At 75.1% G+C, this 26,717-nt stretch carries 21 protein-coding genes; 10 read left to right on the top strand and 11 right to left on the bottom strand.

The features are described from left to right. Window positions 1–6 precede the first annotated feature (6 nt). Window positions 7–729 (top strand): copper homeostasis protein CutC, encoded by a 723-nt coding sequence (locus SCATT_RS11380; protein WP_041824644.1) that lies wholly within the window; start codon window positions 7–9, stop codon window positions 727–729. Between the two features lie 60 nt (window positions 730–789). Here SCATT_RS11380 and SCATT_RS11375 read toward each other — a convergent pair whose 3' ends face one another. After that, window positions 790–2,907 carry a HelD family protein gene (locus SCATT_RS11375; RefSeq protein ID WP_014143181.1) on the bottom strand — a complete coding sequence of 706 codons (2,118 nt, stop codon included), beginning with the start codon at window positions 2,905–2,907 and terminating at the stop codon, window positions 790–792. 393 nt (window positions 2,908–3,300) lie between these two features. Here SCATT_RS11375 and SCATT_RS11370 point away from each other — a divergent pair, with 393 nt between their 5' ends. Continuing rightward, a complete protein-coding gene (locus SCATT_RS11370) occupies window positions 3,301–3,552 on the top strand; it encodes a hypothetical protein (RefSeq protein WP_014143179.1) in 252 nt (83 codons plus the stop codon). A 115-nt stretch (window positions 3,553–3,667) separates the two neighbouring features. Next, window positions 3,668–4,957 (top strand): glycosyltransferase 87 family protein, encoded by a 1,290-nt coding sequence (locus SCATT_RS11365; RefSeq protein WP_014143178.1) that lies wholly within the window; start codon window positions 3,668–3,670, stop codon window positions 4,955–4,957. Here SCATT_RS11365 and SCATT_RS11360 read toward each other — a convergent pair. Then, a complete protein-coding gene (locus tag SCATT_RS11360; protein WP_014143177.1) occupies window positions 4,906–6,558 on the bottom strand; it encodes a DNA repair helicase XPB in 1,653 nt (550 codons plus the stop codon). The genes SCATT_RS11365 and SCATT_RS11360 overlap by 52 nt on opposite strands. Before the next feature lie 123 nt (window positions 6,559–6,681). On the opposite strand from SCATT_RS11360, the gene SCATT_RS11355 reads away from it, so the two are divergent. Beyond that, window positions 6,682–7,263 (top strand): Uma2 family endonuclease, encoded by a 582-nt coding sequence (locus SCATT_RS11355; protein WP_014143176.1) that lies wholly within the window; start codon window positions 6,682–6,684, stop codon window positions 7,261–7,263. 6 nt (window positions 7,264–7,269) lie between these two features. Here the strand turns inward: SCATT_RS11355 and SCATT_RS11350 are convergent, their stop codons facing one another. Beyond that, window positions 7,270–9,813, bottom strand: a complete 2,544-nt coding sequence (locus SCATT_RS11350; protein WP_014143175.1) for a helicase-associated domain-containing protein — start codon at window positions 9,811–9,813, stop codon at window positions 7,270–7,272. 154 nt (window positions 9,814–9,967) lie between these two features. Here SCATT_RS11350 and SCATT_RS11345 point away from each other — a divergent pair, with 154 nt between their 5' ends. Together SCATT_RS11345 and SCATT_RS11340 are read left to right on the top strand one after the other, a co-directional pair. After that, window positions 9,968–10,927 (top strand): HAAS signaling domain-containing protein, encoded by a 960-nt coding sequence (locus SCATT_RS11345; protein WP_014143174.1) that lies wholly within the window; start codon window positions 9,968–9,970, stop codon window positions 10,925–10,927. A gap of 70 nt (window positions 10,928–10,997) precedes the next feature. Next, window positions 10,998–11,633: an HAD family hydrolase gene (locus SCATT_RS11340; RefSeq protein ID WP_014627872.1), complete on the top strand. Its 636-nt coding sequence runs from the start codon at window positions 10,998–11,000 to the stop codon at window positions 11,631–11,633. A 14-nt stretch (window positions 11,634–11,647) separates the two neighbouring features. Here the strand turns inward: SCATT_RS11340 and SCATT_RS11335 are convergent, their stop codons facing one another. After that, window positions 11,648–11,893, bottom strand: coding sequence for a hypothetical protein (locus tag SCATT_RS11335; protein ID WP_014143172.1), 246 nt, complete (start codon window positions 11,891–11,893; stop codon window positions 11,648–11,650). 207 nt (window positions 11,894–12,100) lie between these two features. On the opposite strand from SCATT_RS11335, the gene SCATT_RS40590 reads away from it, so the two are divergent. Further along, window positions 12,101–12,484, top strand: a complete 384-nt coding sequence (locus SCATT_RS40590; RefSeq protein ID WP_014143171.1) for a cold-shock protein — start codon at window positions 12,101–12,103, stop codon at window positions 12,482–12,484. Between the two features lie 41 nt (window positions 12,485–12,525). On the opposite strand, the gene SCATT_RS11325 is transcribed toward SCATT_RS40590, so the two are convergent. The 4 genes from SCATT_RS11325 to SCATT_RS11310 form a co-directional block, all read right to left on the bottom strand. Further along, window positions 12,526–13,410, bottom strand: a complete 885-nt coding sequence (locus SCATT_RS11325) for a 1,4-dihydroxy-6-naphthoate synthase (RefSeq protein WP_014143170.1) — start codon at window positions 13,408–13,410, stop codon at window positions 12,526–12,528. Continuing rightward, window positions 13,403–14,194: a futalosine hydrolase gene (locus SCATT_RS11320; RefSeq protein ID WP_014143169.1), complete on the bottom strand. Its 792-nt coding sequence runs from the start codon at window positions 14,192–14,194 to the stop codon at window positions 13,403–13,405. Before SCATT_RS11320 ends, SCATT_RS11325 begins: the two co-directional genes overlap by 8 nt. 14 nt (window positions 14,195–14,208) lie before the next feature. Continuing rightward, the gene (locus tag SCATT_RS11315) at window positions 14,209–14,676 is read right to left on the bottom strand and encodes a hypothetical protein (RefSeq protein ID WP_014627869.1); all 468 of its coding nucleotides are present in this window, start codon (window positions 14,674–14,676) and stop codon (window positions 14,209–14,211) included. Window positions 14,677–14,840: 164 nt separating this feature from the next. Continuing rightward, a complete protein-coding gene (locus SCATT_RS11310; RefSeq protein WP_202446650.1) occupies window positions 14,841–16,214 on the bottom strand; it encodes an MFS transporter in 1,374 nt (457 codons plus the stop codon). 396 nt (window positions 16,215–16,610) lie between these two features. On the opposite strand from SCATT_RS11310, the gene SCATT_RS11305 reads away from it, so the two are divergent. Both SCATT_RS11305 and SCATT_RS11300 read left to right on the top strand, forming a co-directional pair. Next, a complete protein-coding gene (locus tag SCATT_RS11305; protein ID WP_014143166.1) occupies window positions 16,611–17,498 on the top strand; it encodes a DUF3027 domain-containing protein in 888 nt (295 codons plus the stop codon). Window positions 17,499–18,250: 752 nt separating this feature from the next. Beyond that, a complete protein-coding gene (locus tag SCATT_RS11300; protein ID WP_014143164.1) occupies window positions 18,251–21,367 on the top strand; it encodes a sacsin N-terminal ATP-binding-like domain-containing protein in 3,117 nt (1,038 codons plus the stop codon). A gap of 23 nt (window positions 21,368–21,390) precedes the next feature. Here the strand turns inward: SCATT_RS11300 and SCATT_RS11295 are convergent, their stop codons facing one another. Together SCATT_RS11295 and SCATT_RS11290 are read right to left on the bottom strand one after the other, a co-directional pair. Beyond that, the gene (locus tag SCATT_RS11295; RefSeq protein ID WP_014143163.1) at window positions 21,391–23,694 is read right to left on the bottom strand and encodes an HAD-IC family P-type ATPase; all 2,304 of its coding nucleotides are present in this window, start codon (window positions 23,692–23,694) and stop codon (window positions 21,391–21,393) included. A 727-nt stretch (window positions 23,695–24,421) separates the two neighbouring features. After that, a complete protein-coding gene (locus SCATT_RS11290; protein ID WP_014143162.1) occupies window positions 24,422–24,676 on the bottom strand; it encodes a DUF2530 domain-containing protein in 255 nt (84 codons plus the stop codon). 248 nt (window positions 24,677–24,924) lie between these two features. Between SCATT_RS11290 and SCATT_RS11285 the strand changes: the two genes are divergently transcribed. Then, complete coding sequence (locus SCATT_RS11285) at window positions 24,925–26,382, top strand: NCS2 family permease (RefSeq protein ID WP_014143161.1); 1,458 nt, start codon at window positions 24,925–24,927, stop codon at window positions 26,380–26,382. Window positions 26,383–26,417: 35 nt separating this feature from the next. Here the strand turns inward: SCATT_RS11285 and SCATT_RS11280 are convergent, their stop codons facing one another. Further along, window positions 26,418–26,612, bottom strand: a complete 195-nt coding sequence (locus SCATT_RS11280) for a hypothetical protein (RefSeq protein WP_014143160.1) — start codon at window positions 26,610–26,612, stop codon at window positions 26,418–26,420. Window positions 26,613–26,717: the final 105 nt, after the last annotated feature.

The raw sequence follows: 26,717 nt of genomic DNA, 5'->3' as shown, positions 1-26,717 counted from the left end.
CTGTACATGTCTAGACCAATCTTCGAAGTGATCGCTCTCGGGGCCGACGACGCGATCGCCGCCGAGGCCGGAGGGGCGGACCGCCTCGAACTGGTCACCGACATGGCCGCCGACGGCCTCACCCCGGGCCGGGCGACGTTCGCCGCGGTGCGCGCCGCGGTGCGGATCCCGTTGCGCGTGATGCTGCGCGCCTCGGACGGGTTCACGGCCGGTGACGCGGCCGACGTCGACGCGCTCTGCTCCGCCGCGCAGGCGCTGCGCGCCGAGGGCGCCGAGGAGTTCGTCCTCGGCTTCCTCACCGGTGACGGCGCCCCCGACCTGGCGGCGCTGCGCGCCCTCCTCGGCGTCCTGGACGGCTGCCGCTGGACGTTCCACCGCGCGATCGACCACTGCGCCGACCGCGCGGCGCTGCGCGCCCGGCTCGCCGGACTGCCGGGGCTCGACACCTACCTCACGGCCGGCCACCCGGCCGGCGTCGACGAGGGGCTGCCGGTGCTGGTGGCCGAGGCCGCCCGGGGCGCCGCGGCCGAGCCCGGCTACGGCCCGCGCATCCTCGTCGGCGGCGGCCTGCGCGCCGACCACCTGCCCGCCCTGCGCGCGGCCGGGATCGACGCCTTCCACGTCGGCGGCGCGGTACGCCCCGGCGGCTGGGACGCCCCCGTGGACCCCGCCGCCGTCCGCGCCTGGCGCACCGCCCTCGACACCCCCGCCCTGGCCGAACCGGTCTGACCCGGAGGCCGGCACGGAACGGCACCGCGCGGCCGACCCCGCCGGGCGCGGCGTTGCCGACTACGCCGCGCCCAACTCCTCCGGCAGCTCCGCCGCGTGCACCACCTCCAGCCCGGTGACCGCACGCGTCAGCGCCACGTACAGGCGGCGCAGGCCGGTGCGGGCGTCGGGCTCGGCGTCGACGAGGGCGGCGGGTTCGTCGAGGACGACGTAGTCGTACTCCAGGCCCTTGGCGAGGCTCGCGGGGACGAGGGTGAGCCGGGCGTCGGCCGAGGTCTCCGCGCCGGGGGCGAGGTGGGCGAGGCCGGCCGCGGACAGGGTACGGGTCAGTTCGGGGATCCGGGGGTCGGCGGCGATCAGGCCGATGGAACCCTCCCGTTCCAGCGCCCGGCGGCACGCGGCGACCACCGCGTCGTCCAGCTCCTCGGGCGCCACCCGCCGCACCACCAGGTCACCGGCGGACTCCCGCACCGAGGTCGCCGGGGCGAGGCCGGGGGCGATGGTGGGGAGCAGCCGGGAGGCGTAGGCGATCACCTGGCGCGGCACCCGGAAGCCCCGGGTCAGCTCCTCCACCCGCGCCTCCGGCTTGCCCAGGTGGGACAGGGCCTCCGGCCAGCTCGCGGTGGCCCACGGCGTGGTGCCCTGCGCCAGGTCGCCCAGGACCGTGGCCGAACCGGTGGTGCAGCGCCGCCCCACCGCCCGGTACTGCATGGGCGACAGGTCCTGCGCCTCGTCCAGCACCACGTGGCCCAGCGATGGCGTGCGGTGCACCAGGTCCATCGCCTCGTCCACCAGCACCGCGTCCGCCGCCGTCCAGAGCGCCGACTTCACCCCGCGGGCCGGCTTCGCCCACAGGATCTCCTTCTGCTCGTCGTCGGTGAGCACCCCGTCCGCGCAGCGCGCCAGGAACTCCGGCTCCGACAGCAGCCGCAGCACCAGCTTCACCGGGTCCACCGGCGGCCACATCGCCTTCGCCGCCGCCTTCACCGGCTGGGAACGGGCCACCGCGTCCTGCACCCGGTCGTCGGGGGCCTCCCCGGCCGCCTCCATCCGCACCAGCACCGCGTGCGCGATGCGCTGCGGCAGCGCCTCGGCCGCCGCCCCGTACCGCATGTCGCGCGCCGTCAACTCGCGGACCAGCTCTTCGAGTTCGTACGCCGGGACGCGCCAGCGGCGGGAGCCGCGGACCACCACCAGCGGCTCGGTGGGCATCCGTACGCCGTCGCGCACCGCGCGCCGCAGCACCTCGGCCATCCGCGCGTCGCCCTTGAGCCGGGCCGCGGCGGCGGTGTCGGTGCCCTTGACGGGGACGTGCGCCACCAGGTCGTCCACCGTGGTCTGTTTCACGTGCAACTCGCCGAGCGCGGGCAGCACCTGCTCGATGTAGTGCAGGAACGAGCGGTTGGGGCCGACGACCAGGGTGCCGGTGCGGGCGAGGCGCTCCCGGTGCGCGTAGAGCAGATAGGCGACCCGGTGCAGGCCCACCGCGGTCTTCCCGGTGCCCGGGGCGCCCTGGACGCAGATGGTGCCGCCCACACCGGAGCGGACGATCTCGTCCTGTTCGGGCTGGATGGTGGCCACGATGTCCCGCATCGGGCCGACGCGGGGCCGTTCGATCTCCCGTTGCAGCAGCGCGCTGCCGGTGTCGGCCTCGTCGGGGTCGGACAGGTGCTCGTCCTCGTACGCGGTCAGCGCGCCGCCGGTGTAGCCGAACCGGCGGCGCAGCGCCACGTCCTGCGGATCGGCCCGGGAGGCCCGGTAGAACGGCTGGGAGACCGGCGCCCGCCAGTCGATCACCATCGGGTCGCCCTGGGCGTCGTGGACGTGCCGGCGGCCGATGTAGAACCGGTGCTCGTCCTCGCCGCCGTCCGTCCCGTCCGCCGTGCGCTCCAGCCCGGGGGCCGTGAGGTAGTCGAGGCGGCCGAAGAACAGCGGGGTGTCCGCCAGGTCGGCCAGCGCCTCGATCCGCGCGTCGAGCTGGCCGCGCAGCACCTCGGCGTTGACCCAGTTCGCCGCCACGTCGGCGATGTCGAGCGCCTCGGCGTCGGCCCGCATCGCCCGCAACGCGGCTCGGGACGCGGCCAGATGGGCCTGCTCCCGGCCGAGCGGTCCGTCCGGGCCGGACGCCTCCTCGGACGAGGACGGCGGGGTCGGGGATGACTGGTGTGTGGTGGACACGGTGACGATGCCTCCGGCGGTACGCAGGGCGGCGCGCGGCGGGGCCCGTCCGGCGCGTTGGCGCGCACGGCGGGGCCGCCGTGCGACCTGAGCGGCTTGGCGACACGTGCCGACCGGTTTCCGTCCGGACGGCGTCCCCGCGACGGCCCGGCTCGGTGGACACGGGCGGCGCCGCGCGGGCGGCAAGACGCGCGATCCTACGCCCGCCCCGATGATCGCGCCAACGCTTTTCCCGGCGCCCCGCCCACGGCCCCGGGGCCGCCCCGCCCGCCCCCTAGGGGACCGCTACCTCTGCGGTCGGAGCCCGGCCCGCCCGGGGGACCACCCGCGGTGACCGCCTGGTCATCCTGCGGCCCGATGTGCGCCAGCGGGGTGAAAACCTACCGTGGAGACATGGCAACCACGACACTTCCCCCGCTCCGGGGCAGCACCGCCATCGGCGACCCGGCCGCCGCCACCGGCCCCGCGGCCCGCGACCGGCGCGGCCACCCCCGGCACCTGCTCGGCAGCACCATGCGCGCCATCGCCGTCTTCGCCGACACCGCCTTCCGCGTCGTCGTCCTCGGCGCCGACGCCTCCGACGCGGCCCGGCAGCCCGAGGCGCCCCGCGTCCCGGCCGCCCGCGACGGCGGCGGCCGGCGCTGACCGGGCCCGCGCACCGTCGGCACGACCCCGTCCGCCGGCCCGCTCCATGGGGGGCGACGCCACCGCCGGGTAGGGTCGCCGCCGGGGACGGATGGTGATCCAAAGGGGTGGAGCCGTGACCTTCACAACAGCCGTGGGCGACGGCGGCAACACCGCCGAGCGTCAGTCGACGCTGCGCGTGGCGCTCGCCGCCGCGCCGCGCCGGCCGCTGCTGCTGGCCACCGTGGTGCTGGCGGCCTCGCTCGCCGCGTACGCCGGGGTCTGCCTGACGATGCGCTTCCAGCTCGCCGACGCGCTGGTCTACCGGGCCGAGGGCCAGGCCGCGGCCGGCGGCCACGGCCTGTACGACCTGCGGGTCACCGAGTGGCGGCTGCCCGCCACCTACCCGCCGTTCGCCGCGATCCTGTTCATCCCGACCGCCTGGCCGCCGCTGGACGTGCTGCGGCTCGCGGTCACCGAGGCCAACGCGGTGCTGCTGGGGCTCCTGGCCCACCTGTCGTTCCGGTTCGCCGGCTGGCCGCGCCGCGCCGCGCTGCGCCCGGTCGGCATCATCCTCGCCGTCGCCCTCGGCATATGGCTCGAACCGGTCTTCCAGACGCTCGCCTTCGGCCAGGTCAACCTTGCCCTCGCCTGCCTGGTGCTGTGGGACCTCGGCCGGCCGGACGGCGCCCGCGGCAAGGGCATCGCCATCGGCATCGCGGCCGGCATCAAGCTGACCCCCGGGCTCTTCGCCGTCTACCTGCTGCTGTCCGGACGGGTACGTGCGGCGGCCACCGCGGCGGCCTCGTTCGCCGGAACGGTACTGCTGGGCTGGCTGGTCCTCCCCGACGCCAGCCGCGACTTCTGGACCCACCGGATCTTCCAGACCGAACGGGTCGGCAAGGTCTGGATCGTCGACAACCAGTCCCTCCAGGGGCTCCTCGCCCGGCTGCTGCACACCCCCGCCCCCGGCACGGTCTGGCTCGTCGCCGACGCGCTCACCGCCGTCGCCGGCCTCGCCGTCGCCGTCCTCGCCTCCCGGCGCGGCCTGGAGACCTGGGGGGTGCTGTGCGCCGCGGTCACCGCGCTGCTGATCTGCCCGATCAGCTGGTCGCACCACTGGGTGTACTGCGTGCCGATGCTCGCCGTACTCGCCGCCGAGGCGCGCCGCCGGCCCTGGCGGTGGGCGGCGGTGGCCGCGGTCGCCGTGGCCTTCACCGCGCGCACCATGTGGATCGTGCACCGGCCCGGCGGCTACGTCCTCCACCTGCCGTGGTGGCAGCAGCCGTTGGCCTCCGCCTACCCGCTGCTGGGACTGGCGTTCCTCGCGTCCGCGTACCTCCGGGTACGCGGACGCCGCCGGACGCCGCCGGGTCAGCCCACCTCGTCCCCGGCCAGCAGGTCGTCGGCGTCCACGATCCGGTAGGCGTACCCCTGCTCGGCCAGGAACCGCTGGCGGTGGGCGGCGAAGTCCTGGTCGACGGTGTCCCGGGCGACCACCGAGTAGAACCGCGCCTCGTGCCCGTCGGCCTTGGGCCGCAGCACCCGCCCGAGCCGCTGCGCCTCCTCCTGGCGGGAACCGAACGTCCCCGACACCTGGATGGCCACGGTCGCCTCCGGCAGGTCGATGGAGAAGTTGGCCACCTTCGACACCACCAGCACGCTCAGCTCGCCGGAGCGGAACGCGTCGAAGAGCTTCTCCCGCTGCGCGTTGCTGGTCTCACCCTTGATCACCGGGGCGTCCAGGTGCTCGCCCAGCTCGTCGAGCTGGTCGATGTACTGGCCGATCACCAGCGTCTGCTGCCCCTTGTGCCGCCGCACCAGCGCCTCGGTGACCCTGCGCTTGGTCTCCGTGGTGGCGCAGTAACGGTACTTCTCCTCGGTCTCGGCGGTGGCGTACGCCAGCCGCTCGGCGTCGGTGAGGTTGACCCGCACCTCGACGCAGTCGGCCGGCGCGATGTACCCCTGCGCCTCGATCTCCTTCCACGGTGCGTCGAACCGTTTCGGGCCGATCAGCGAGAACACGTCCGACTCCCGGCCGTCCTCGCGCACCAGCGTCGCCGTCAGCCCCAGCCGCCGCCGCGCCTGGAGGTCGGCGGTGAACTTGAACACCGGCGCCGGCAGCAGGTGCACCTCGTCGTAGACGATCAGCCCCCAGTCCCGCGAGTCGAACAGCTCCAGGTGCGGGTAGACGCCCTTCCGCTTGGTGGTCAGCACCTGGTACGTGGCGATGGTGACCGGACGGATCTCCTTGCGTGTCCCGCTGTACTCGCCGATCTCGTCCTCGGTCAGCGAGGTGCGCCTGACCAGCTCGTGCTTCCACTGCCGGGCGGAGACGGTGTTGGTGACCAGGATCAGCGTCGTCGACTTGGCGGTGGCCATCGCGCCCGCCCCGACCAGCGTCTTGCCCGCGCCGCACGGCAGCACGACCACCCCGGAGCCGCCGTGCCAGAAGCTCTCCACCGCCTGCCGCTGGTACGGGCGCAGGCTCCAGCCGTCCTGCTCCAGCTCGATCGAGTGGGCCTCACCGTCCACGTACCCGGCCAGGTCCTCGGCCGGCCACCCCAGCTTCAGCAACGTCTGCTTGATCTGGCCGCGCTCGGAGGGGTGCACGGCCACCGTGTCCTGGTCGATCCGGGCGCCCACCAGCGGCTGGATCTTCTTCGACCGAAGCACCTCCTCCAGCACCGCCCGGTCGGTGGTGGCCAGCACCAGCCCGTGCGCCGGGTCCTTGGTGAGGGTGAGCCTGCCGTACCGGTCCATCGTCTCGGCGATGTCCACCAGCAGCGCGTGCGGCACCGGGTAGCGCGAGAAGCTCACCAGCGCGTCCACCACCTGCTCCGCGTCATGCCCGGCCGCCCGCGCGTTCCACAGCCCCAGCGGCGTCACCCGGTACGTATGGATGTGCTCCGGCGCCCGCTCCAACTCCGCGAACGGCGCGATCGCCCGCCGGCACTCGTCCGCCCGCGGATGGTCGACCTCCAGCAGCAGCGTCTTGTCGCTCTGGACGATGAGGGGTCCGTTCACGCGCGTCCATCCCTTCCGTGCGGGCCAAACACCCAGTGTCCCTCATCGGCGGGGAAGCGGGGGCGGTTGTCGGTGGCGGGTGTCACACTGACCGTGACCGCTCGTGACGAGGGAGGCGGCAGGGTGGGCGTCGCGGCACACGAGGAGCGCTACGGGCCGTGGACGTCGGAGGACGTCCTGGCGTTGGGGGAGGACCGTGGTCAGCGGCGGGAACTGATCGGTGAGGCGCTCATGCTCTCGCCGAGGCCGGGGGTCGGGCACCAGCGTGCCTTGTCCCGCTTGGCCCAGTCGCTGGACTCCGCCGTCCAAGCCGCGGGCGCGCCCTTCGAGGTCATGGAAGCGGTCAACCTGATCCTGCCCGACGGCCTGTTCATCCCGGACATCGTCGTGGTGGGCGCCGAGGCCGCCGACAAGGACCCGGTGACCTTCGACGCCGAGTCGGCGCTGCTCGTGGTCGAGATCGTCTCGCCCTCCTCCAACGGCCGCCGGGTCGACCGGCTGCTCAAGCCGCCGTACTACGCCGAGGCGGGCATCGAGCACCTGTGGCGGCTGGAGCTGGAGCCCTCCCCGACGCTGATCGCGGCCGAGCTGGAGGACGGCCGCTACGTGAACCGCGTGGTGGCCGAGGACGGTGCCGTGACGCGGATCGGCACGCCGTTCCCGGTGGAGATCGACCCCGGCACGCTGGTGCGGCAGAAGCGCTGAACGCGGCTACCCCGCGCCCTCCTCCGCCAGTTCCGCCACGCCCGTGATGCGGTGCAGGGCGTAGGTGCGGACCTCGTCGGAGGTGTGGTCGTAGGCGGTGACGAAGCCGCCCTCGACGCGGACGGGTTCGATGACGCGTTGGCTGGCGGCGCCGTCGGCGTTGACGTAGCCGATCCACAGGGGTTCGCCGGTCAGGACGGCGGCCTGGACGGTGGCGAGGGTCTCCGCGGAGGTGGTGCGGGGCGGGCCGGAGGCGCGGTGGGGCGGGGTGTCGGCGGGCTTGCGGGGCGCGGTGGCCGCCCGGTCGCCGGCCCGGATCGCCTTGACGGCGGCGCCCAGCAGCGTACGGTCCGGCACCGGCGGCCCCTCCGGCACCGGCACCGGGGCGGCGCGCGGCGGGGTGCGCCGGGCGTCCGGCCGGGTCACCAGCACGTCCCCGGTGGCCGACTCCGCGGCTGGGGCCAGCCCCATCGATCGCAGCCGTTCCAGCAGCGTGTCCGGGGCGCACTCGGCGGCCAGCACGGTCGGCGCCAGCCGGCGCAGCCCCAGCCCCGCCGTCCGCCGGTCGGCCAGCAGCTCGGCCAGGAGCGCGTCGTCGTCGCAGCGTACGTACGACGACGCCGCGCCCACCCGCAGCCGGCCGTGCCGCCGCGCCACGTCGTCCAGCAGGTACGCCAGCGGCTGGGGCACCGGGGTCCGCGAGTGCGCCGTCAGGAACGCGTGCAGATCGGCCGCGGTGTGCCCGGCGTCCAGCGCCCGCCGCACCGACCCCGGGGTGAACCGGTACACCGTCGCACCGCCCTTGGACTCCACGTCCGCCAGCACCCCCAGCACCTCCGCCAGCGGACGGCGCAGCGGACCGGGCGCCACCGCCGTCAGGTCGGCCTGGAGCAGCACGTGGTCCAGCGGTTCCGGCAGCAGCGGGGCGAGCCGGCCCGCCGCCTCCGCGACCGCCGCCGGGCCGAGCAGCGCCCGCCCGTGCCCGGCGAGCGCGCCGCGCCCGGTGACCCCGAGCCATTCGGCCTCCTCCAGCGTCCACTCCGCCAGCCGGGCCCGGGCCGACGGCGCCGCCGCCTCCCCGGCGGCCCCGCGCGCCCGGGACTGGCCGGTACGCGGCGCGGCCGGCGGACGTTCCCAGTCCAGCCGCGCCCGCACGGCCGCCGCATCCGGCACCCCGCCCGCCGGCAGCCCGGCCAGCAGCTCCAGCGTCCGCCGCCGTACCTCCGGCGCCGCCGTACGGTCCAGGTCCGGGCCGAGCGCGGCCAGCGTGCGCCCCTTGGCGTCCCGCCCGCCGACCAGCCCCGGGGTACGGGTCGCCGCCAGCCACGCGGTGGCCAGCTCCGCCCAGCGTTCGGCGGTGGGCAGCCGCAGCCACTCGTCGTACCGGGGGGTGGGCGCGTACGCCTCGTCCACCTCGCCGTCGGAGGCGAGCAGCCCGGCGGCGTACGCGGTCTCCAGCCAGAAGGCGGCGGCGCGTTCACCGGTCTCCAGCGCGGCGGCGGTCCGCTTCAGGTCGCGCACGCTCAGGCCCCCCGCCCGCAGCACCTGCGGCCCGCCGGTCTCCCAGCCGGCCAGCAGCTCCTCGACGACCCGCACCGCGGTGAACGCCGCTCCTGCCGCCGCCGCGTCCACCCCCGCCTCGCCGTGCGTGGCCACCGCCGCCACGGCCGGTGGCACCGGCTCCGGCGTACGGTGCGCCCGTCCGCCGCGCAGCCGCAGCGCCACCTCGCGGGGGAGCACCACGGTGTGGCCGCCCGCGGGCAGCAGCAGGCCACGGGCGAGCAGCCACTGCACCGGCGTCCGGGCGTCGGCCGCCCGCACCGCTTCCGCCGCCTGCGCCACCTCCCCGTACGGCGGCCCCCACACCAGCTTCTCCAGCACCGCCTCGGTGCCCTCCGGCGCCCCGGCGAGCAGCGCCGCGAGCCCCGCCGGGTCCGCGAAGAGCGCGGTGAGGGCGGCGACCGCGCTCACCGGGTCGTGCGTCGCCGGCAGCCCGGCGTCGGCCAGCAACTGCTGGAGCCGGCCCGGCGACATCCCCGCGGTGGCCTCCGCGACCGTCGGGCCCAGCCCGGTCGGCGACACCGCCCCCGGGCCCGGCGCCAGCACGTCGTGGGCCGCCCGCACCAGCCGCAACCGGTCGTCGCCGCCCCACACCAGCGCCCGCCCCCGCAACTGGGCCACCGCCGCCGGCAACGCCTCGGCCACCGCCGGATCGCCCTCCTCGCCCGCCATCAGCGTCAGCAACGTGCCGTACGGGCACGGGTCGGGGGCGACCGCCAGCGCCTCGGCGGTCTGCTGGGCGAAACGGTCGAGGTGTTCCAGGGCGCGCACCACCGAGGCCCGGGTACCGGCCCGGGTGGCCAACTGCGTCATGTCGCCCGGCACCGGGGTGACCAGGTCGGGCCGGGCCCGCAACAGCGCGGCCAGCGCCTCGTCGTCGCGCCCGCGCAGGTCCTCGGCGAGGGTACGCGGCGCCGGGCCGCCACCGGTGGCGGCCGTCGATCCGTTGCCGTTGCCCACGAACGCCTCCCGGTTCCGCTGGGTGGTCATCCGTCCCACACTAGGCCCTGTGGTCGCGATCCCGCCCGCCCCGTGACGCCGGGCCCGCGCGCTCGCCGCTCCGCGCGCCGGGGGGGTACGGTCAACACGGCGGCGGCCGGGCCGGGTTCAGACGGACGGCGGGTTCACTGATGGTGGTGCGCGGATGGGCAACGACAGCGACCGGCTGGTCTTCGACTACCTGAGCCGGGTCGGCGACCTGGCGCAGACCGCGCTGCCCGCCCGCGCCCGGGCCGAACTCGTCGCCCGGCTGCGCCAGGACATCGAACGCGACCGGGGCGCCGCCGACAGCCCCTCCACCGTCCGCCGCGTCCTCGACCGCCTCGGCAGCCCGGACGAGGTGGTGGCGGCAGCGGCGGCCGAACGCCCCCGGGAACGCCCCGCGCCGGAGCCGCCCCCGATGCCCTCGGTGCCCACGGCGCCTCCGGCAGCCACGAAGCCTCCGACGCCTCCGAAGCCTCCGACGCCCTCGACGGCGGAGGCGGCCGGCGACGCGTGGTGGCAGGGGCCGCCGCCGCTGGACCCGGTGGCCTCCGGCGCCCGCACCAACGAGATCCTGGCCGGTTGGACCGGCGGCCTGCTCCCCGGGATCGAGGACGACGACGAGGACGACGGCGCCGGGCGGACCCGGGACCGTCCCGGCGAGGGCGTGGAGCGGACCGAGGAGGCCGCCGAGGCGCCGGGCAGGGCGCGTCGCCGCTGGTGGCCGCGGCGGGCCGCGGAGCCCTCCGGTGTCCCCGCCGCCCGCCGCCGCGGCCTGCCCGTCGGCCCGCTCGAACTCCTCGCCGCCCTCGCCCTCGTGGCCGGCACCGTGACCGGCAACTGGTTCGCCCTGGCCATCGGCTGGCTCCTCGCCTACACCACGCGCGGCCTGACCCGTATCGAGGCCAAGTTCGCCGCCCTCGGCGTCCCCGGCCTCGTCGCCCTCGGCACCGGCGTCTGGCTCTGGGGACGCGTCACCGGCCGCTGGGGCGCCCCCATCCCGCACGGCGGCCTCGCCCCCGTGATCACCGGCGACTTGCCCGTGGTGATCCGGATCGCCGCCCTCGCCACCGCCGCCTTCCTCCTGTGGCGCAGCGCCCGAAGCTCCCGCCGCGCGACCTGACCCCGGCCGGTGTGGCGCACGCCTCCCCGGGGCCCGGGCCGGGGCCGGCCCGGCGCGGGCGGGAGACACAATGGCTGCCATGGCCACGCACCCTCTGACGGTCGGATTCGACCTGGACATGACCCTGATCGACAGCCGGCCGGGCATCAAGGCCACCTACGAGGAGCTGTCGCGGCTGACGGGGACGTACATCGACGCGGCGCTCGCGGTCACCCGGCTCGGGCCGCCGCTCGACGACGAGTTGGCCAACTGGTTCCCGCCCGAGGAGATCCCGGCGGTGGCCGACCGGTACCGGGAGTTGTACGTGACGCACGCCATCGAGTCGACCCCGGCCATGCCGGGCGCCGCCGAGGCCATCGCGGCGGTACGGCAGGCCGGCGGGCGGACCGTGGTGGTCACCGCCAAGCACCAGCCCAACGCGCAGCTCCACCTCGACCACCTCGGCATCCGCCCCGACGCCCTGATCGGGCGGCTGTGGGCCGAGGCCAAGGGGGAGGCGCTGCGCGCGCACGGCGCCGCCGTCTACGTGGGCGACCACGTCGGCGACGTCCGCGGCGCCCGGACCGCCGGCGCGCTCTCCGTCGCCGTCGCCACCGGGCCGTGCGACGCGGCGGAACTGCGCGCCGCCGGCGCCGACGTGATCCTCGCCGACCTCACCGAGTTCCCGGCCTGGCTCGCCGGGTACGTCGAGGCCGGCGCGGCCTGACCGGGGCCGGCCGGCTACCGCGCCGCGGCGGCCTCCCGGGTCGCCCGGCGCTGCGCCAACGCCGCCCGCAACAGCCCGACGAGGGCCAGCGCCATCCCGACGCCCATCAGCATCGAGACGAGATAGGCGGCGGTCGGCAGCGGATGACCGCCGATGAACAGCGGGGTGATGGTCACGGCAGTGGCCACGGCGCCGATGATGAAGACGATGGCCCCGGTCCTCACGAGCAGGTCGCCGGGCCTGCGGGTTTCATTGCTCACCGCACCAGGGTAGGCCGCTGGGGAGGGGTTGCCGGATCGGCCTGGGCGTCTTGTCACCGCCGCCCGGACCATTAGCCTGGTGACAGGCGGGTCTTCAGGGGGCCCGCTGCGCTGCTGTCCGGAGCGATTCCGGTGCGTGCCGGAGCGGCTCCGGTACGTGGCCAGCGGTGCTCACGGATTTTCTTAGTGACGAGGACGAGGTCGGACGTGCCAACCGGCAAGGTCAAGTGGTTCAACAGCGAGAAGGGCTTCGGCTTCCTCTCCCGCGACGACGGCGGTGACGTCTTCGTGCACTCGTCCGTTCTCCCCGCCGGGATGGATTCCCTCAAGCCCGGCCAGCGGGTCGAGTTCGGTGTCGTCGCCGGCCAGCGCGGCGATCAGGCGCTCTCCGTCACCGTGCTGGATCCGACCCCGTCGGTGGCCGCGGCCCAGCGCCGCAAGCCCGACGAACTGCTGCCGATCGTGCAGGACGTGACCACGCTGCTGGAGGACGTGGCCCGCTCCCTGCAACGCGGCCGGTACCCGGAGAAGGCCCACGGCCGCAAGATCGCCGGCGTGCTGCGCGCCGTCGCCGACCAGCTCGACGTCTGACGGGGAGGACGGCGCGCCGCCCGGCTCCGGCACGGTGACCACTACCCGGGGAAGCGCAGCGCGTCCGGGCCGAGGGGCGGCACCAGCCCCTCGGCCGCCGCGCGGGTCAGTAGCCCGCGTACCGCCGCGTAGCCGTCCTCGCCCAGGTCCTCGGTGAACTCGTTGACGTACAGCCCGATGTGCTGGTCGGCCACCGCCTCGTCCATCTCCTGCGCGTGCTCCAGCACGTACCCCCGGGAGGCGACCGGGTCGTCCCAGGCGGCCCGTACCGAGGCGCGGGCGGCGTCGGCGAGGGTGCGCAACGTGTCCTCGCCCAGCGACCGCCGGGCGATGATCGCGCCGAGCGGGATCGGCAGCCCGGTGGTGGCCTCCCAGTGCTCGCCCATGTCGGCGAGGCCGGTCAGCCCGTAGTTCTGGTACGTGAACCGGGCCTCGTGGATGACGAGTCCGGCGTCCACCCGCCCGTCCCGCACGGCCGGCATGATCTCGTGGAACGGCAGCACCTCGATGTGCCCGACCCCGCCGGGTACCTCGGTGGCCGCCCACAGACGGAACAGCAGGTAGGCGGTGGACCGTTCACTGGGCACCGCCACCGTACGGCCGGCCAGCCCGGCCGCCGTACCGCCGTCGCGGGTGAGCACCAGCGGCCCGCAGCCACGGCCCAGCGCGCCGCCGCACGGCAGCAGCGCGTACTTGTCCAGCACCCACGGCAGCACCGCGTAGGAGACCTTGAGGACGTCGAACTCACCGCGTTCGGCCATGCCGTTGGTGATGTCGATGTCGGCGAAGGTCACATCGAGCGCCGGCGCCCCCGGCAGCAGCCCGTGCGCCCAGGCGTGGAAGACGAACGTGTCGTTGGGACAGGGCGAGTAGGCGATCCGCAGCGGGTCGTCGGCGCCGGCCGCCGGGCCGGTGGCCTCAGTCATCGAATCCAGCCTCCTGATGTGCTTCGAGAACCGGCACCAGCGCGCGCAGGCCCTCCTCCAGTCGCGCCAGCGCCCGGCCGATCTGCCAGGCCGCCCGGTCGCGGGGGCCCACCGGGTTGGAGACCGCCCGCACCTCCAGCACCGGCAGCCCGTGTGCCACGGCGGCCTCGGCCACCCCGAACCCCTCCATCGCCTCGACCAGCGCGGTGGGGTGACGTTCCTTCAGCCGCCGGGCGCTGTCGGCGCTGCCGGTCACCGTGGACGCGGTGAGCACCGTCCCGTACGCCGCGTCGCAGGCCGCCGCCCACGCCCGCGACAGCCGGGCCGGCGCCGTGTGCCGTACGGTGCCGAAGCCCAGCTCGGTGACGGGCACGAAGCCGTCCGGCGTCTCGGCGCCCAGGTCGGCGGCGACCAGCGCGTCCGCCACCACCAGGGAGCCCACCGGGGCGTCCGGCGCGAACCCGCCGCCGATCCCGGCCGAGACCACCAGCCGGTACCCCTCGCCCCCGGTCGCCGCGACCGCGAGCGCTGTGGCGGTGGCCGCGGCGGCTGCCGCCGGGCCGACCCCGGCGGCCAGCACGTCGGCGCCGCCCCGCGCCCGGCCGTCGCCCAGCGGGATGCGCAGCAGCGAACGCCCGCCCGCCAACGGCACCTGGGTACCCGCGTTGGCCGTGCCCGACGGCGCGAGGCCACGCGCGGCGGCGTCGCGTTCGGCGTCCACCGCCGTCACCACCAGCAGCCGCGGCCCGGCCGGGGGCGGCGGTGACGCGGAGGCCGATGACATGCCCGGGCCGCCCGTCAGTCCGTCAGCTCCAGCTTGACCTTCCACAGACCCGTGGTGCCACCGCCCGGGGCGACCTCGACCACGGCCAGCTCGACCGACTTGCTGCGCTGCCCGGTCTGGTTGTCGGTGAAGAGCGCGCCGGCGTCCGGCAGGCTGTAGTACGTCTGCCTGGTCAGCACGTTGGTGCGCTGCACACTGCCGGTCAGCAGCGCCCACCCCTTGTCGGCGATCGCCGGGTCCACCCCGACGTGCAGCTTGTCGGTCGACTTGACCTTGATCGTCTCCGACGGCGTCTTGGCCAGGCACGACTTCAGGTCGTTCTGGGACAGCGGCTTGCCGTCGTTGTAGCAGACGGCCTCCGACTGGACGGAGGACGAGCCCGCGGTGACGGTCGCCAGCGGGGTCGGCTTGGAGCAGGCGGAGAGGGCGAGGAGCCCGACGGCGACCGCACCCACGGCGGCGGCACTGCGGCGAATGGTCATGGTCCTGAAGGCTACCGGGCGGTCCGCTCCGCGCCGCGCGGGGGTGCGGCGTGCCGCGCCCGACCCGCGGGCCCCGCGGGTCGGGCGCGTGGCCCCGGGCCGCCACGCGGCCGTCCGGAGCCCGGGCCCGGGCCCGATCGCGTGATCCGGGGCGACCCCGGGGTTCATGCGGCGCGGCGGCCCGCGGTCAGCAGGCCGGGCAGCGAGACCACCGCGCCGAGGGCCACCAGGGCGGCGCCCACCGCGAGGCCCACGGTGCCGTTCAGCGGGAGGACGATGCCGAGGGCGCCGCCGAAGACCCAGGCGAGTTGGAGCGCGGTCTCGGAACGGGCGAACGCGGAGGTGCGCACCGCCTCCGGCACGTCCCGTTGGATCAGCGCGTCGAGGGCGAGTTTGCCCATCGCCTGCGTCAGCCCGGCGACGGTGGCGGCCAGGGTGACCGTCACCGCGCCGTAGCCGGCCGCGGCCAGGGCGGTGACGGCCAGCGCCGACGCCAGGACCACGGTGACGATCCGTTCCGGGGTACGGGCGCGCAGCCACGCGCCGAGGACGTTGCCGAGCGCGTTGCCGCCGCCCGCCGCGACCGCGAGCAGGCCGAGGGAGAACGCCGCGCCGAGCCCGTCCAGCGGATGCTCCCGCAGCACGAAGGCGAGGAAGAGGGTGAGCAGCCCGGTCAGCGCCTTGAGCGCGCAGTTGGCGCGCAGCGCGGGCAGCACCGCGCCGCCGGCCGCCAGCGGACCGACGCCCCGCCGTCCTCCGGGCGGCCAAGGCCACCCGGCCGTCCGGGTGACACCTGCCCCGGACGGCGGGTCCGCCCCCGTCGTCTCCCCGGCCGGGGAGTCGACGCGGGGCGGCAGCGACAGGCACAGGAAGGCCCCGGCCGAGTAGACGCCGAACGCCGCGTACAGCGGCCAGGCCGGCCCGGCGAGGTGGAGCAGGGCACCCGTTGGGGTGGCCACCGCCCCGGCGAGCAGCCCCGACAGGGTGATCCGGGAGTTCGCCCGCACCAGCGAGATCCGCGGGGGCAGCAGCCTCGGTACGGCGGCGCTGCGCACCACGCCCATCGCCTTGGCGGCCACCAGGACGCCCAGCGCCGCCGGGTACAGCCCGATCCCGGCGGCGGAGACCACCGAGGCCATCGCCCAGGCGAGCACCGCGCGGGCCACCATCGACACCGCCATCGCCACCCGGCGCCCGTGCGGCACCCGGTCCAGCACCGGGCCGAGCACCGGCGCCAGCACCGCGAACGGTGCCATCGTCACCAGCAGGTACAACGCCACCCGGCCACGCGCCTGACCGGTGGGCACCGAGAAGAACACCGTGCTCGCCAGCGCCACCGTGACCAGCATGTCGCCGGCCTGGTTGACCGCGTGCATCTCGATCAGCCGCCCCAGCCCCGACTCGCCGGCGCCCTGCGCGTGGGTCAGCCGGCGGATCACCCCCCGCACCGCGCCCCCGGCCCGCCCCGCCGCGCGGGCCACCGCGCGCCCGGCCCGGCGCACCGACCCGGACATCCGACGGCCTCCCACGCGACTCATCCTTCCCGCTTCCGCCGGGAACCTTCGCGCGTTCGTACGGGGCCACGCCGGGCGGCGTGATTTCCCGCCGCGCCGCAAGGGATTTTCCGAGCCGTCCGCCCGGTTTACCCCGGTTTCCCAGGGGTTCTGGTACGGCGCGCCGCACCCGCCGGGCACACCCCCGACTTCCCGAGGGGAGCGCGGACGGGTAGCGTGCGTCACGCGCCGCCCCATGGCATGTGCCTTGACGCGCGCTACCGGCCGATCCAGCAAAATGGAGACGAACAGGCCAGGTGCGCCCGAGCACGAACGGGCAGGACGTCGACGCGGTCCGCAGGTCCGCTCCGTCCGGCTCGACCGCAGGTCGGCGCGGTCGTGAGACGGCGTAGGAGAGAATCGATTCTTGTGAGTGCTGCGATGCGAAGCCGGACACCGGACCGCCTGTGCGCCGAGGCGGTCGCGCTCGCCCAGGCGGCGGCCGAGGAGATCGCCGGGGCGGACGCCGTCGGTGCGTACCTGGGTGCCGTGGCCGAGGGGGACCGGGTCGTCACGCACTCCTTCGCCTGTGCCGCCCCCGCCTACCGCGGCTGGCGCTGGGCGGTCACCGTGGCCCGCGCCGCGCGCGCCAAGGTCGTCACCCTCGACGAGACCGTCCTGCTCCCGGACGCCGACGCCCTCCTCGCCCCCGAGTGGGTGCCGTGGAGCGAACGGCTGCGCCCCGGCGACCTCGGCCCCGGCGACCTGCTGCCCACCGAGGCGGAGGACCCGCGCCTGGAGCCCGGCTGGCTCGGCGACGAGGAGGTCCCGCCGAACTCCGTGCTCGCCGCCGACCTCGCCGAGGCCGAGGACACGGAGGTCACCGCCACCCCCGCCGCTCCCGCCCCCGGACGCGGCTCGCTCACCGCGCTCGCCGAGGAACTCGGCCTGCGCCGCGCCCGGGTGCTCTCCCGGTACGGGCTCGGGCTCGCCGCCGACCGCTGGGAAGAGGCGTTCGGCCCCCGCACCGCCATGGCCCAGGCGGCCCCCGCGCACTGCGTGAGCTGCGGGTTCCTGCTGCCGGTCGCGGGCTCGCCGCGGCAGGCGTTCGGTATCTGCGCCAACGAGTTCTCGCCGGCGGACGGGCGGGTGGTCTCGCTGGCGTACGGGTGTGGGGGGCACTCGGAGGCGGCCGTCATGCCGAAGGCGCCGCGTCCGGCGCCGCCCGTCCTCGACGAGGCCACCATCGAGCCCTTCCACCTCCACGCCGACCGCCCCGGCGGCTCCGTCGAGGAAACCACCCCCGTGGAAGAGTTCGGCCACTCCTGAGTCTGCGCTCGCGCTGGCGGTCAGCCATTACGTGGTGGCCGGTTCGCCCGGTTCGGGGTTCCGGGGTGGCCCCTTCGCCCCTGTCCGGTGGGTGGTTGGTGGGGTTTTGGTTTGGTTCGGCACGGGGTGGGTTCGCCTATTGCCGGTGCGGGGTCGGGGGCGCGCCGGGGTGACTCCTCGCTCCAGGTTTCGTTCCAAGGTTGCGCCCGCCCCGTTGGGTCGCTGCGGGGACACCCCCGGCACACCCCCTTGTGCCGTCGTGCGGGTGCCTCTCTTCGCGGGTGGGGGTGAGTAAGGAGGTTGGGGTCACCCCGGTCTTTTTCTCACCCCCTCCGTGCCGCAGCGCGGAACGAGACCGGACGGGGGCGTGCAGGGGTGTCCCCGCAGCGACCCAGTAGCCGGAGCGCAACTGTGGGGGATACGCGGAGCGAGGAGTCACCCCGGAGGGCCCCCGGGAACCCAGGAAGACAGTGCGCATCCCGCGCTATGCGAATACAGCCACGGGTGGGCGGGGGGAAACAATCTGTGACCTCAGCCACGACGAAACGGAAATGGGCGCACCCCGAGGACGTCGTGGCCGGCGTCAGTCGCGATGAAAGGGGAACGCGGTTACCCCGAGGACGTGATGGCCGGTGGCAGCCGCGACGATAGGGGGACGGGCGCACCCGGAGGAGTCCGTGGTTGACCGCCGGCGCGAGCGAACCGCCACAATGCGCCTCATCCGAAAACAGTCTCCACCCGGAAGGACCGACGTGGGCAAGCCGATCGTTCAGGAGCCGCAGGACGGGGCGGATCCGTTCGCAACGGGCCGGTTGCGCAGGGGGGTGCTCGATGCCTGGAAGGCGTCGGCGGCGCGGTTCCGGGAGGACGCCAACGCCGAGGAGGACCTCGCCCTCGGCGGTTACCGGGACCGGCTCGTCGTGGAGCTGGCGCAGAACGCCGCCGACGCGGCGGTGCGGGCGGGGACCACCGGCCGGCTGCGTCTGACGCTCCGCGAGGGCGTCCTCGCCGCCGCCAACACCGGCGCCCCGCTGGACGCCGCGGGCGTCGAGTCGTTGTCGACGCTGCGCGCCTCCGCCAAGCGCGACGACGCCGCCGAAGCCGCCGTCGGCCGCTTCGGCGTCGGCTTCTCCGCCGTCCTCGCGGTCAGCGACGAACCCGCCGTCATCGGCCGCACCGGCGGCGTGCGCTGGTCGCTGGCGGAGGCGCGGGCGGCGGCCGAGGAGACCGCGGCCGACGCCCCCGAGCTCGCCGACGAGCTGCGCCGCCGCGACGGCCACGTACCGCTGCTGCGCCTGCCGTTCCCCGCCGAGGGCGCCGCCCCCGAGGGGTACGACACCGTCGTGGTGCTGCCGTTGCGCGACGGCGCCGCCGAGGATCTCGCGCACCGGCTCCTCGCCGGGGTGGACGACGCCCTGCTGCTGACGCTGCCGGGGCTCGCCGAGGTCGTGGTGGAAACCGCCGATACCGTCCGGATTCTGACGAGGCGTCAGCTCCTGGAGGGCGACGTCGTGGTGGAGGACAGCGCCGGGCAGTTCACCCGCTGGCGGGTGGTGGGCGACGGCGGCGTGCTCGACCCGGCGCTGCTCGCCGACCGCCCGGTCGAGGAACGGCTGCGGCCCGGCTGGTCGGTCACCTGGGCGGTGCCGGTCGGCACCGACGGGGCGCCGGCCCGTCCCCGTACCGCGTCCGTGGTGCACGCGCCCACCCCGACCGACGAGCCGCTGGGGCTCCCCGCGCTGCTCATCGCCTCGTACCCGCTCGACCCGACCCGCCGGCACGTCGCCCCCGGGCCGCTCGCCGACTTCCTCACCGCCCGCGCCGCCGACGCCTACGTCACCCTGCTGCGCGACTGGCGCCCGGTGACCACCGGCGTCATCGACCTGGTGCCCGGCCCGCTGGGCGCCGGCCGGCTCGACGCCGACCTGCGCCACCGGGTGCTGGAGGAGCTGCCCCGCACCGCGTTCCTGCCCCGGGCCGGCGCCGCCGCCGAGGAGGACGAGGACGGCGGCCCGCTGCGCCCGGACCGCGCCGAACTCGTCGAGGGCGCCTCCGCCGCCGCCGTCACCGTGCTCAGCGAGGTCTTCCCGGCCCTGCTCCCCGCCGGGCTGGAACGCCGGGCCGAACTGCGTGCCCTCGGGGTGGCCAGGGTGCCGCTCGGCGACATCGTGGACCGGCTGGCCGGCGCCGAACGCCCCGCCGACTGGTGGCACCGGCTCTACGACGCCCTCGCCGGCACCGACCCCGACCGCCTCAGCGGCCTGCCCGTGCCGCTCACCGACAACCGCACGGTCGTCGGCCCCCGGCACATCCTGCTGCCCACCGCCGACGGCCCGCTGCCGCCCGGGCTCGCCCGGCTCGGCCTGAAGGTGGCCCACCCCGACGCCGCCCATCCGCTGCTGGAGAAGCTCGGCGCCACCCCGGCCACCCCGCGCGCCGTGCTCACCACCCCGCAGGTCCGCGCTGCCGTCGCCGCCTCCATGGACGCCCAGGAGATCTGGGACGAGGACGGCACCACCCTCGACCCCGAGGAACTCGCCGAACTCGTCCTCACCCTGGTCCGCGACGCCGCCCTCACCCCCGGCGAGGAACCCTGGCTCGGCGCCCTCGCCCTCCCCGACGACGAGGGCGAACCCACCCCGGCCAGCGAACTCGTCCTCCCCGGAAGCGACTTCGAGCAGGTCATCCGTCCCGGTGAACTCGCCTGCTGCGACCCGGAACTCGCCGAACGCTGGGGCGGACAGCCGCTCACCGCGGTCGGCGTGCTCGCCACCTTCGCCCTGGTCCGCGCCACCGACGTCGTCCTCGACCCCGACGACCTCGAACCGCGCGACACCGACTGGGCCGAACCCGACGACCCCGGCCTGCTCGACGCCGTCGACGTGTGGTGCGAGGACGTCCTCGACCAGCTGCCGCCCACCGACGTACCGCCGGTGGCCACCGAACTCGTCGCCGTCCGCGACCTCGACCTGGTGGACGACGACGCCTGGCCGCGCGCGCTCGCCCTGCTCGCGCGGCCGCCGCTGCGCGAGGCGATCACCGCGCCGGTGCGGGTACTGCTGCCGGACGGCACCACCCGCAACGTCCGCCCCTACGCGGCCTGGTGGCTGCGCGACCACCCGGTGCTCGACGGCCGCCGCCCGGTGGGCCTGCGCGCGGCCGGCGGCGACCCGCTGCTCGCCGGGTTGTACGACGACGCCGAGACCGCCTCCGTCGACGACGAGGTGCTGCGCGCCCTCGGGGTACGCACCTCGGTGCCCGCTCTGCTGGCCGAACCCGGCGGCGCCGCCGAACTCCTCACCCGCCTCGCCGACCCCGACCGCCCCGTCACCCCGGCCCAACTGCGCGCGCTCTACGCCGAACTGGCCGCCCTCGACCCGGCCGAGGTGACCCTGCCCGAACGGCTGCGGGCCGTGGTCGACGGCGAGGTACGGGTGGTGGACGCGGCCGACGCGCTGGTCGCCGACGCCCCCGACCTGCTGCCGCTCGCGGCCGGCCGGGCGCTGCTGCCGGCCGGCCCCGGGTACGCCGTCGAACTGGCCGAGCTGTTCCAGGTACCCAGGCTCGGCGAGGCGGTCCCGGCCCCGGTCGTCTCGGCCGGCGAGCCGCACGAGGTCCCCGCCGAGGTACGCGAACTGCTGCCGGGCGCACCGGACTCCTACGTCGAGCACGAGGAACTGCTCGTCGCCGACGGCGTCGAGGTCGACTGGCGCTACGCCGACGGCGTGCTGCACGCCGCCACCCTGGAGGGCGTGGCCGCCGGGCTCGCCTGGGCGGCGGGGGAGTGGCAGCGCCGCTTCGAGGTGGCCGCGCTGCTGGAGGACCCCTCCCGCGCCGAGGAACTGGCCACCGCCCGCTGGTTCGACTGACCGGTCCGGCGGCGGAACGCCGGTCACCCCTCCCCGTTCCGCCGCCACACCGCCTCGACCACCAGGCACGCCACCGCGCCGATGCCCGCCGCGCCCCACGGCGCCTCGGCCCCCACCAGCCGCAGCGCGAAGAACCGTTGCAGCACCGGCACGGCCAGCACCACCACGAACCCGGCCGCCATTGCCGCCACCAGCAGCACCCGCCACCACGTCCACGGCCGCGCCACGATCGTCAGCACCCACATCGACACCACGAAGAGCGTCAGCGTCGCCGCGCTGGTCTGCGCCTCCCGCGTCCCCGCCGCCCCGCCGTAGACCGCCCGCGCCATCACGTACGACGCGAACGCCGCCGCACCCGCCACCACCCCGGCCGGCAGCGCGAACCGCATCACCCGGCGCACGAACCGCGGCCGGGCCCGCTCGTCGCCCGGCGCCAGCGCCAGGAAGAACGAGGGCACCCCGATCGTCAGCGTGCTCAGCAGCGTCAGATGGCGCGGCAGGAACGGGTACGGCACCCGCGAGACCACCACCAGCAGCGCCAGCAGCACCGAGTAGACCGTCTTGGTGAGGAACAGCCGGGAGACCCGGGTGATGTTGCCGATCACCCGGCGGCCCTCGGCGACCACCGACGGCAGCGCCGAGAACCCGTCGTCGAGCAGCACGATCTGCGCCACCGCGCGGGTCGCCGCGCTCCCCGACCCCATCGCCACCCCGATGTCGGCCTCCTTCAGCGCCAGCACGTCGTTGACGCCGTCCCCGGTCATCGCCACCACGTGGCCGCGCGAACGCAGCGCGGTGACCATGTCGTGCTTCTGCCGCGGGGTGACCCGGCCGAAGACCGTGCCGCGTTCGACCGCCGGGGCCATCGCGTCCGGGGTGCCGGGCAACCCCCGGGCGTCCACCGGCTCGTCGGCCCCCGCCAGCCCCAGCCGGGCGGCGACGGCGCCCACGGAGACCGCGTTGTCGCCCGAGATCACCTTGGCGGCGACCCGCTGCCGGGCGAAGTACGCGAGCGTCTCCGCCGCGTCGCCGCGCAGCCGCTGCTCCAGCACCACCAACGCGGCCGGCCGCGCCCCCTGCGTCACCCGCGGGTCGTGCGGGGCCCGTCCGCTGCGGGCGAGCAGCAGCACCCGCAGCCCGCGCGCCCCGAGCGCGTCGGCCTCGGCGAGCCGGGGATCGCCCGGCGGCAACAGGACGTCGGGGGCGCCCAGCAGCCAGGTCGCGCCGTCCCCGCCGTCCGGCCCGGACAGCCGCGCACCGCTGTACTTGCGGGCCGAGGAGAACGGCAACGCGTCCGCCGGCCGCAGCCGCCCGGAACCGTCCGGGCACCCGTCGACGATCGCCCGGAGGCTGGCGTTGGGCCGCGGCTCGGCCCGGCCCAGCGCCGCGAGCACCTCCCGTACGTCCGCGTCGGCCACCGCGTCGTCCACCGTCCGCACCTCGGTGAGTGCCATGCCGCCCTCGGTCAGCGTGCCGGTCTTGTCCAGGCACACCGTGTCCACCCGGGCCAGCCCCTCGATCGCCGGCAGCTCCTGCACCAGGCACCGCCGCCGGCCCAGCCGCACCACCCCGATGGCGAACGCCACCGACGTCAGCAGCACCAGGCCCTCCGGCACCATCGGCACGATGCCGCCGACCATCCGGCGCACCGCCTCCCGCCAGTCGTGACGCTGCACGTACAACTGGCTCGCCACCAGCCCGACGGCCACCGGGACCATCATCCACGTCACGTACCGCAGGATCTCGCTGATCCCCGACCGCAGTTCGGAGCGCACCAGGGTGAACCGGCTCGCCTCCTCGGCCAGTTGGGCCGCGTACGCCTCGCGGCCGACCCGGGTCGCGGTGAACGCCCCGCTGCCGGCCACCACGAAACTCCCCGACAGCACCGGGTCCCCGGGCCGCTTGTGCACCGGGTCAGCCTCGCCGGTCAGCAGCGACTCGTCGATCTCCAGCCCGTCCGCCGCCGTGACCCGTCCGTCCACCACGCACTTGTCGCCCGGGCCCAGCTCGATCACGTCGTCCAGCACGATCGCCGACGCCGCCACCGGCCGGGCCACCCCGTCCCGCCGCACCACCGGCCGCGCCTCCCCGACCACCGCCAGCCCGTCCAGCGTCCGCTTGGCCCGCACCTCCTGCACGATCCCGATGGCGGTGTTCGCCACGATCACGACGCCGAACAGACCGTCCTGCACCGGCCCGACCACCAGCACGATCAGGAAGAGGACCCCCAGGATGGCGTTGAACCGGGTCAACACGTTGGCCCGGACGATCTCCCGCACCGACCGCGACGACCTCGCCGGAACGTCGTTGACGTCCCCCCGAGCCACCCGTGCGGCCACCTCCTCCGGAGACAGCCCCGGGGTTTCCGTGGTTGCCGGTTCGCTACGCGGTCGGGCCGGCGAATCCGTGGCTGACGGTTCCCCCGATCCGGCGACACCGTGGCCGCCTTCGCACCGGCTCCGTCCCCGCCGCGGGGTCTCTCCTCGCTCCACGCCTCATCCTCACCCCGCCGCGTCCACCCCCGCACCGCGACGCCCGCCGGGTGGGTGGGGTGGGGTTTTGGTCTGGTTCGGCACGGTGGCTTCGCCTACTGCCGGTGCGGGGTCGGGGGCGCGCCGGGGGTGACTCCTCGCTCCAGGTTTCGCTCCAAGGTTGCGCCCGCCCCGCTGGGTCGCTGCGGGGACACCCCCGGCACACCCCCTCCGGCCGTCGTGCGGGTGCCTCTCTTCACGGGAGAGGGTGAGTGAGGAGGTTGGGGTCACCCCGATCTCCTTCTCACCCCCTCCGTGCCGCAGCGCGGAACGCAGCAGAACGGGGGCGTGCAGGGGTGTCCCCGCAGCGCCCCGGCGGACCGGCGGAGAGCCGACGACGAAACGTGGAGCGAGGAGTCACCCCGGAGGGCTCCCGGACCCCAGCCAGACAGCGCGCATCCCGCGCTAGACGAGTACAGCCACGGGTGGGCGGGGGGAAACAATCCGTGACGTCAGCCACGACGAGAGCGGGACCGGGGGCACCCTGAGGAGGTAATGGCTGACCGCCAGCGCGAGCGAACCCTCACGCGCGGTCGCGGTGCCTTTGGATCGCGGCGCGCCGACGGCGTACGTACCAGATACCGATCACCCCGAGCCCCGCCCCCGCCAGGCAACTCCAGATCCACCACGCGTGCCCCCGGTCCGCGAACCACCCGTAGAACGGGAGCTGGACCAGGAAGAGGACGAACCAGACGATCGTGCCGCCGGTGACGATCGCGACATCGTTCGCTTCCAACGGCTCAGGCGTCTCGTGCTGAGGCGTCCACTTCGACTTCATGGGGCCAGCCTAAGGGGCGTGGCGGGGCGCCTTCGTACGCCCCGACTCCACGCGTCGACCGGTGGTCAACCCGCGTAGCCACCGGTCGCCGCCACCCGGGGCGCGGCGACCGTGGGGGTTGTGTCTACGCGCGGAGATAGCACTAAATCCCCTCATCGGTTCATACTGAAACAACCGGCCTACGGCTGGTTTGGCTCGTATGAAGCTACAAATCCCGCCTCCCTTCCCCGAGGAACCCAAGGATTCGCATGCCCAGCTCGGCCACCGCCCCGGTCGGCTCCGCCCAGCCGCAGGCCCCGCAACCCGCCCGGAACGGGCTGGACCGTTTCTTCAAGATCTCCGAGCGGGGGTCGAGCGTTTCCCGTGAGATCCGTGGTGGTCTGGCGACGTTCTTCGCGATGGCGTACATCATCGTGCTGAACCCGATCATCCTCGGCAGCGGTGTGGACAAGTACGGTCACCACCTGGCCGGGGGGCAGTTGGTGACCGCCACCGTGCTGACCGCGGCGCTCACCACGTTGCTGATGGGGGTGATCGGCAACGTGCCGATCGCGCTCGCCGCCGGGCTCGGCATCAACAGCGTGGTCGCCCTCCAGCTCGCGCCCAGGATGTCCTGGCCGGACGCGATGGGCATGGTGGTGCTCGCCGGTCTGGCGATCATGCTGCTGGTCGCGACCGGGCTGCGGGAACGGGTGATGAGCGCGGTGCCGCTCGGCCTGCGGAAGGCCATCGCCATCGGCATCGGCCTGTTCATCTTCATGATCGGCCTGGTCGACTCCGGCTTCGTCAGCCGCGTCCCGGACGCCGCGCACACCACCGTTCCGTTGCAGCTCGGGGCCACCGGCCACCTCAACGGCTGGCCGGTGCTGGTCTTCGTGCTCGGGGTGCTGATCACCTTGGGGCTGATCGTCCGCAAGGTGCCCGGCGCCATCCTGATCAGCATCGTGGCCATGACCGTCCTCGCGGTGATCCTGGACCTGGTGGCCAAGGTCCCGGCGGCCTCCTGGGGGCTGACCGTCCCCAAGTGGCCCGGCAACCCGGTCTCCACCCCCGACTTCGGGCTGGTCGGCAAGGTGAGCCTGTTCGGCGGTTTCCACGAGGTGGGCATCGTCACCGGCGTGCTCTTCGTCTTCACCGTGCTGCTGTCCGGCTTCTTCGACGCGATGGGCACCATCCTCGGCGTCAGCGACGAGGCGCACCTGCTCACCGAAAAGGGCGACCTGCCGGGCATGAACCGGGTGCTGATGGTGGACGGGATCGCCACCGCGCTCGGCGGCGCCACCTCCAGCTCGGCCAACACCTGCTTCGTGGAGTCGACCACCGGCGTCGGCGAGGGCGCCCGTACCGGCCTGGCCAGCGTGGTCACCGGCCTGATGTTCGCGCTCTCGCTCTTCCTGACCCCGCTGGCCACCATGGTCCCGGCGCAGGCGGCCACCCCGGCGCTGATCGCGGTGGGCTTCCTGATCCTGGCGGGCAGCGTCCGGGACATCGACTGGAGCGACTTCACCATCGCCATCCCGGCGTTCGTGACGATGCTGATGATGCCGTTCACCTACTCGATCACCAACGGCATCGGCATGGGCTTCATCAGCTTCTGCGTGCTGCGCCTGGTGGCCGGCCGCGGCCGTGAGGTGCCGGTCGCCCTCTACGTGGTCTCGGCGGTCTTCGCCTTCTACTACCTGATGCCGCCGCTCCACCTGACCTGACGGCGTTCCACCTGGCCGGGCGGGGTACGCGGCCGTCAGCCCGCGTAGAACCGTTCCGTCTCCTCGACCGCGGACTTGAACCGCTCGTCGAAGTCATCGCGGATGAGCGTCCGGACGACATAGTCCTGGACGCTCATTCCGCGTTTGGCGGCGTGCCGGACGAGCCGGTCGAACAGCTCGCCGTCCAGCCGCAGGCTCAGCACCTTCGTCGCCTCCGCGCGTGCTCCCATGGGGCTACGGTCCCGAGCGGCACGGGGGAAAGCGTCCATTTCGTGGTCGAACTCACTCGTACGGGTGACATTGGTCGGCTTGGCGTTTGGCCCGATCAGGTCATT

The organism is Streptantibioticus cattleyicolor NRRL 8057 = DSM 46488 (assembly GCF_000240165.1).
GTDB lineage: Bacteria > Actinomycetota > Actinomycetes > Streptomycetales > Streptomycetaceae > Streptantibioticus > Streptantibioticus cattleyicolor.
Note: the sequence above shows the minus strand (reverse complement) of the source record. Positions and strands in the feature narration are given on the sequence as shown.

Excerpts from the sequence above, each read along its gene's own strand:
- SCATT_RS11380 (WP_041824644.1), top strand. The coding sequence starts at position 7 with ATGTCTAGACCAATCTTCGAAGTGATCGCTCTCGGGGCCGACGACGCG.
- SCATT_RS11370 (WP_014143179.1), top strand. The coding sequence starts at position 3,301 with ATGGCAACCACGACACTTCCCCCGCTCCGGGGCAGCACCGCCATCGGC.
- SCATT_RS11350 (WP_014143175.1), bottom strand. The coding sequence starts at position 9,813 with ATGACCACCCAGCGGAACCGGGAGGCGTTCGTGGGCAACGGCAACGGA.
- SCATT_RS11345 (WP_014143174.1), top strand. The coding sequence starts at position 9,968 with ATGGGCAACGACAGCGACCGGCTGGTCTTCGACTACCTGAGCCGGGTC.
- SCATT_RS11340 (WP_014627872.1), top strand. The coding sequence starts at position 10,998 with ATGGCTGCCATGGCCACGCACCCTCTGACGGTCGGATTCGACCTGGAC.
- SCATT_RS11325 (WP_014143170.1), bottom strand. The coding sequence starts at position 13,410 with ATGACTGAGGCCACCGGCCCGGCGGCCGGCGCCGACGACCCGCTGCGG.
- SCATT_RS11320 (WP_014143169.1), bottom strand. The coding sequence starts at position 14,194 with ATGTCATCGGCCTCCGCGTCACCGCCGCCCCCGGCCGGGCCGCGGCTG.
- SCATT_RS11315 (WP_014627869.1), bottom strand. The coding sequence starts at position 14,676 with ATGACCATTCGCCGCAGTGCCGCCGCCGTGGGTGCGGTCGCCGTCGGG.
- SCATT_RS11310 (WP_202446650.1), bottom strand. The coding sequence starts at position 16,214 with ATGAGTCGCGTGGGAGGCCGTCGGATGTCCGGGTCGGTGCGCCGGGCC.
- SCATT_RS11305 (WP_014143166.1), top strand. The coding sequence starts at position 16,611 with ATGCGAAGCCGGACACCGGACCGCCTGTGCGCCGAGGCGGTCGCGCTC.
- SCATT_RS11290 (WP_014143162.1), bottom strand. The coding sequence starts at position 24,676 with ATGAAGTCGAAGTGGACGCCTCAGCACGAGACGCCTGAGCCGTTGGAA.
- SCATT_RS11285 (WP_014143161.1), top strand. The coding sequence starts at position 24,925 with ATGCCCAGCTCGGCCACCGCCCCGGTCGGCTCCGCCCAGCCGCAGGCC.
- SCATT_RS11280 (WP_014143160.1), bottom strand. The coding sequence starts at position 26,612 with ATGGGAGCACGCGCGGAGGCGACGAAGGTGCTGAGCCTGCGGCTGGAC.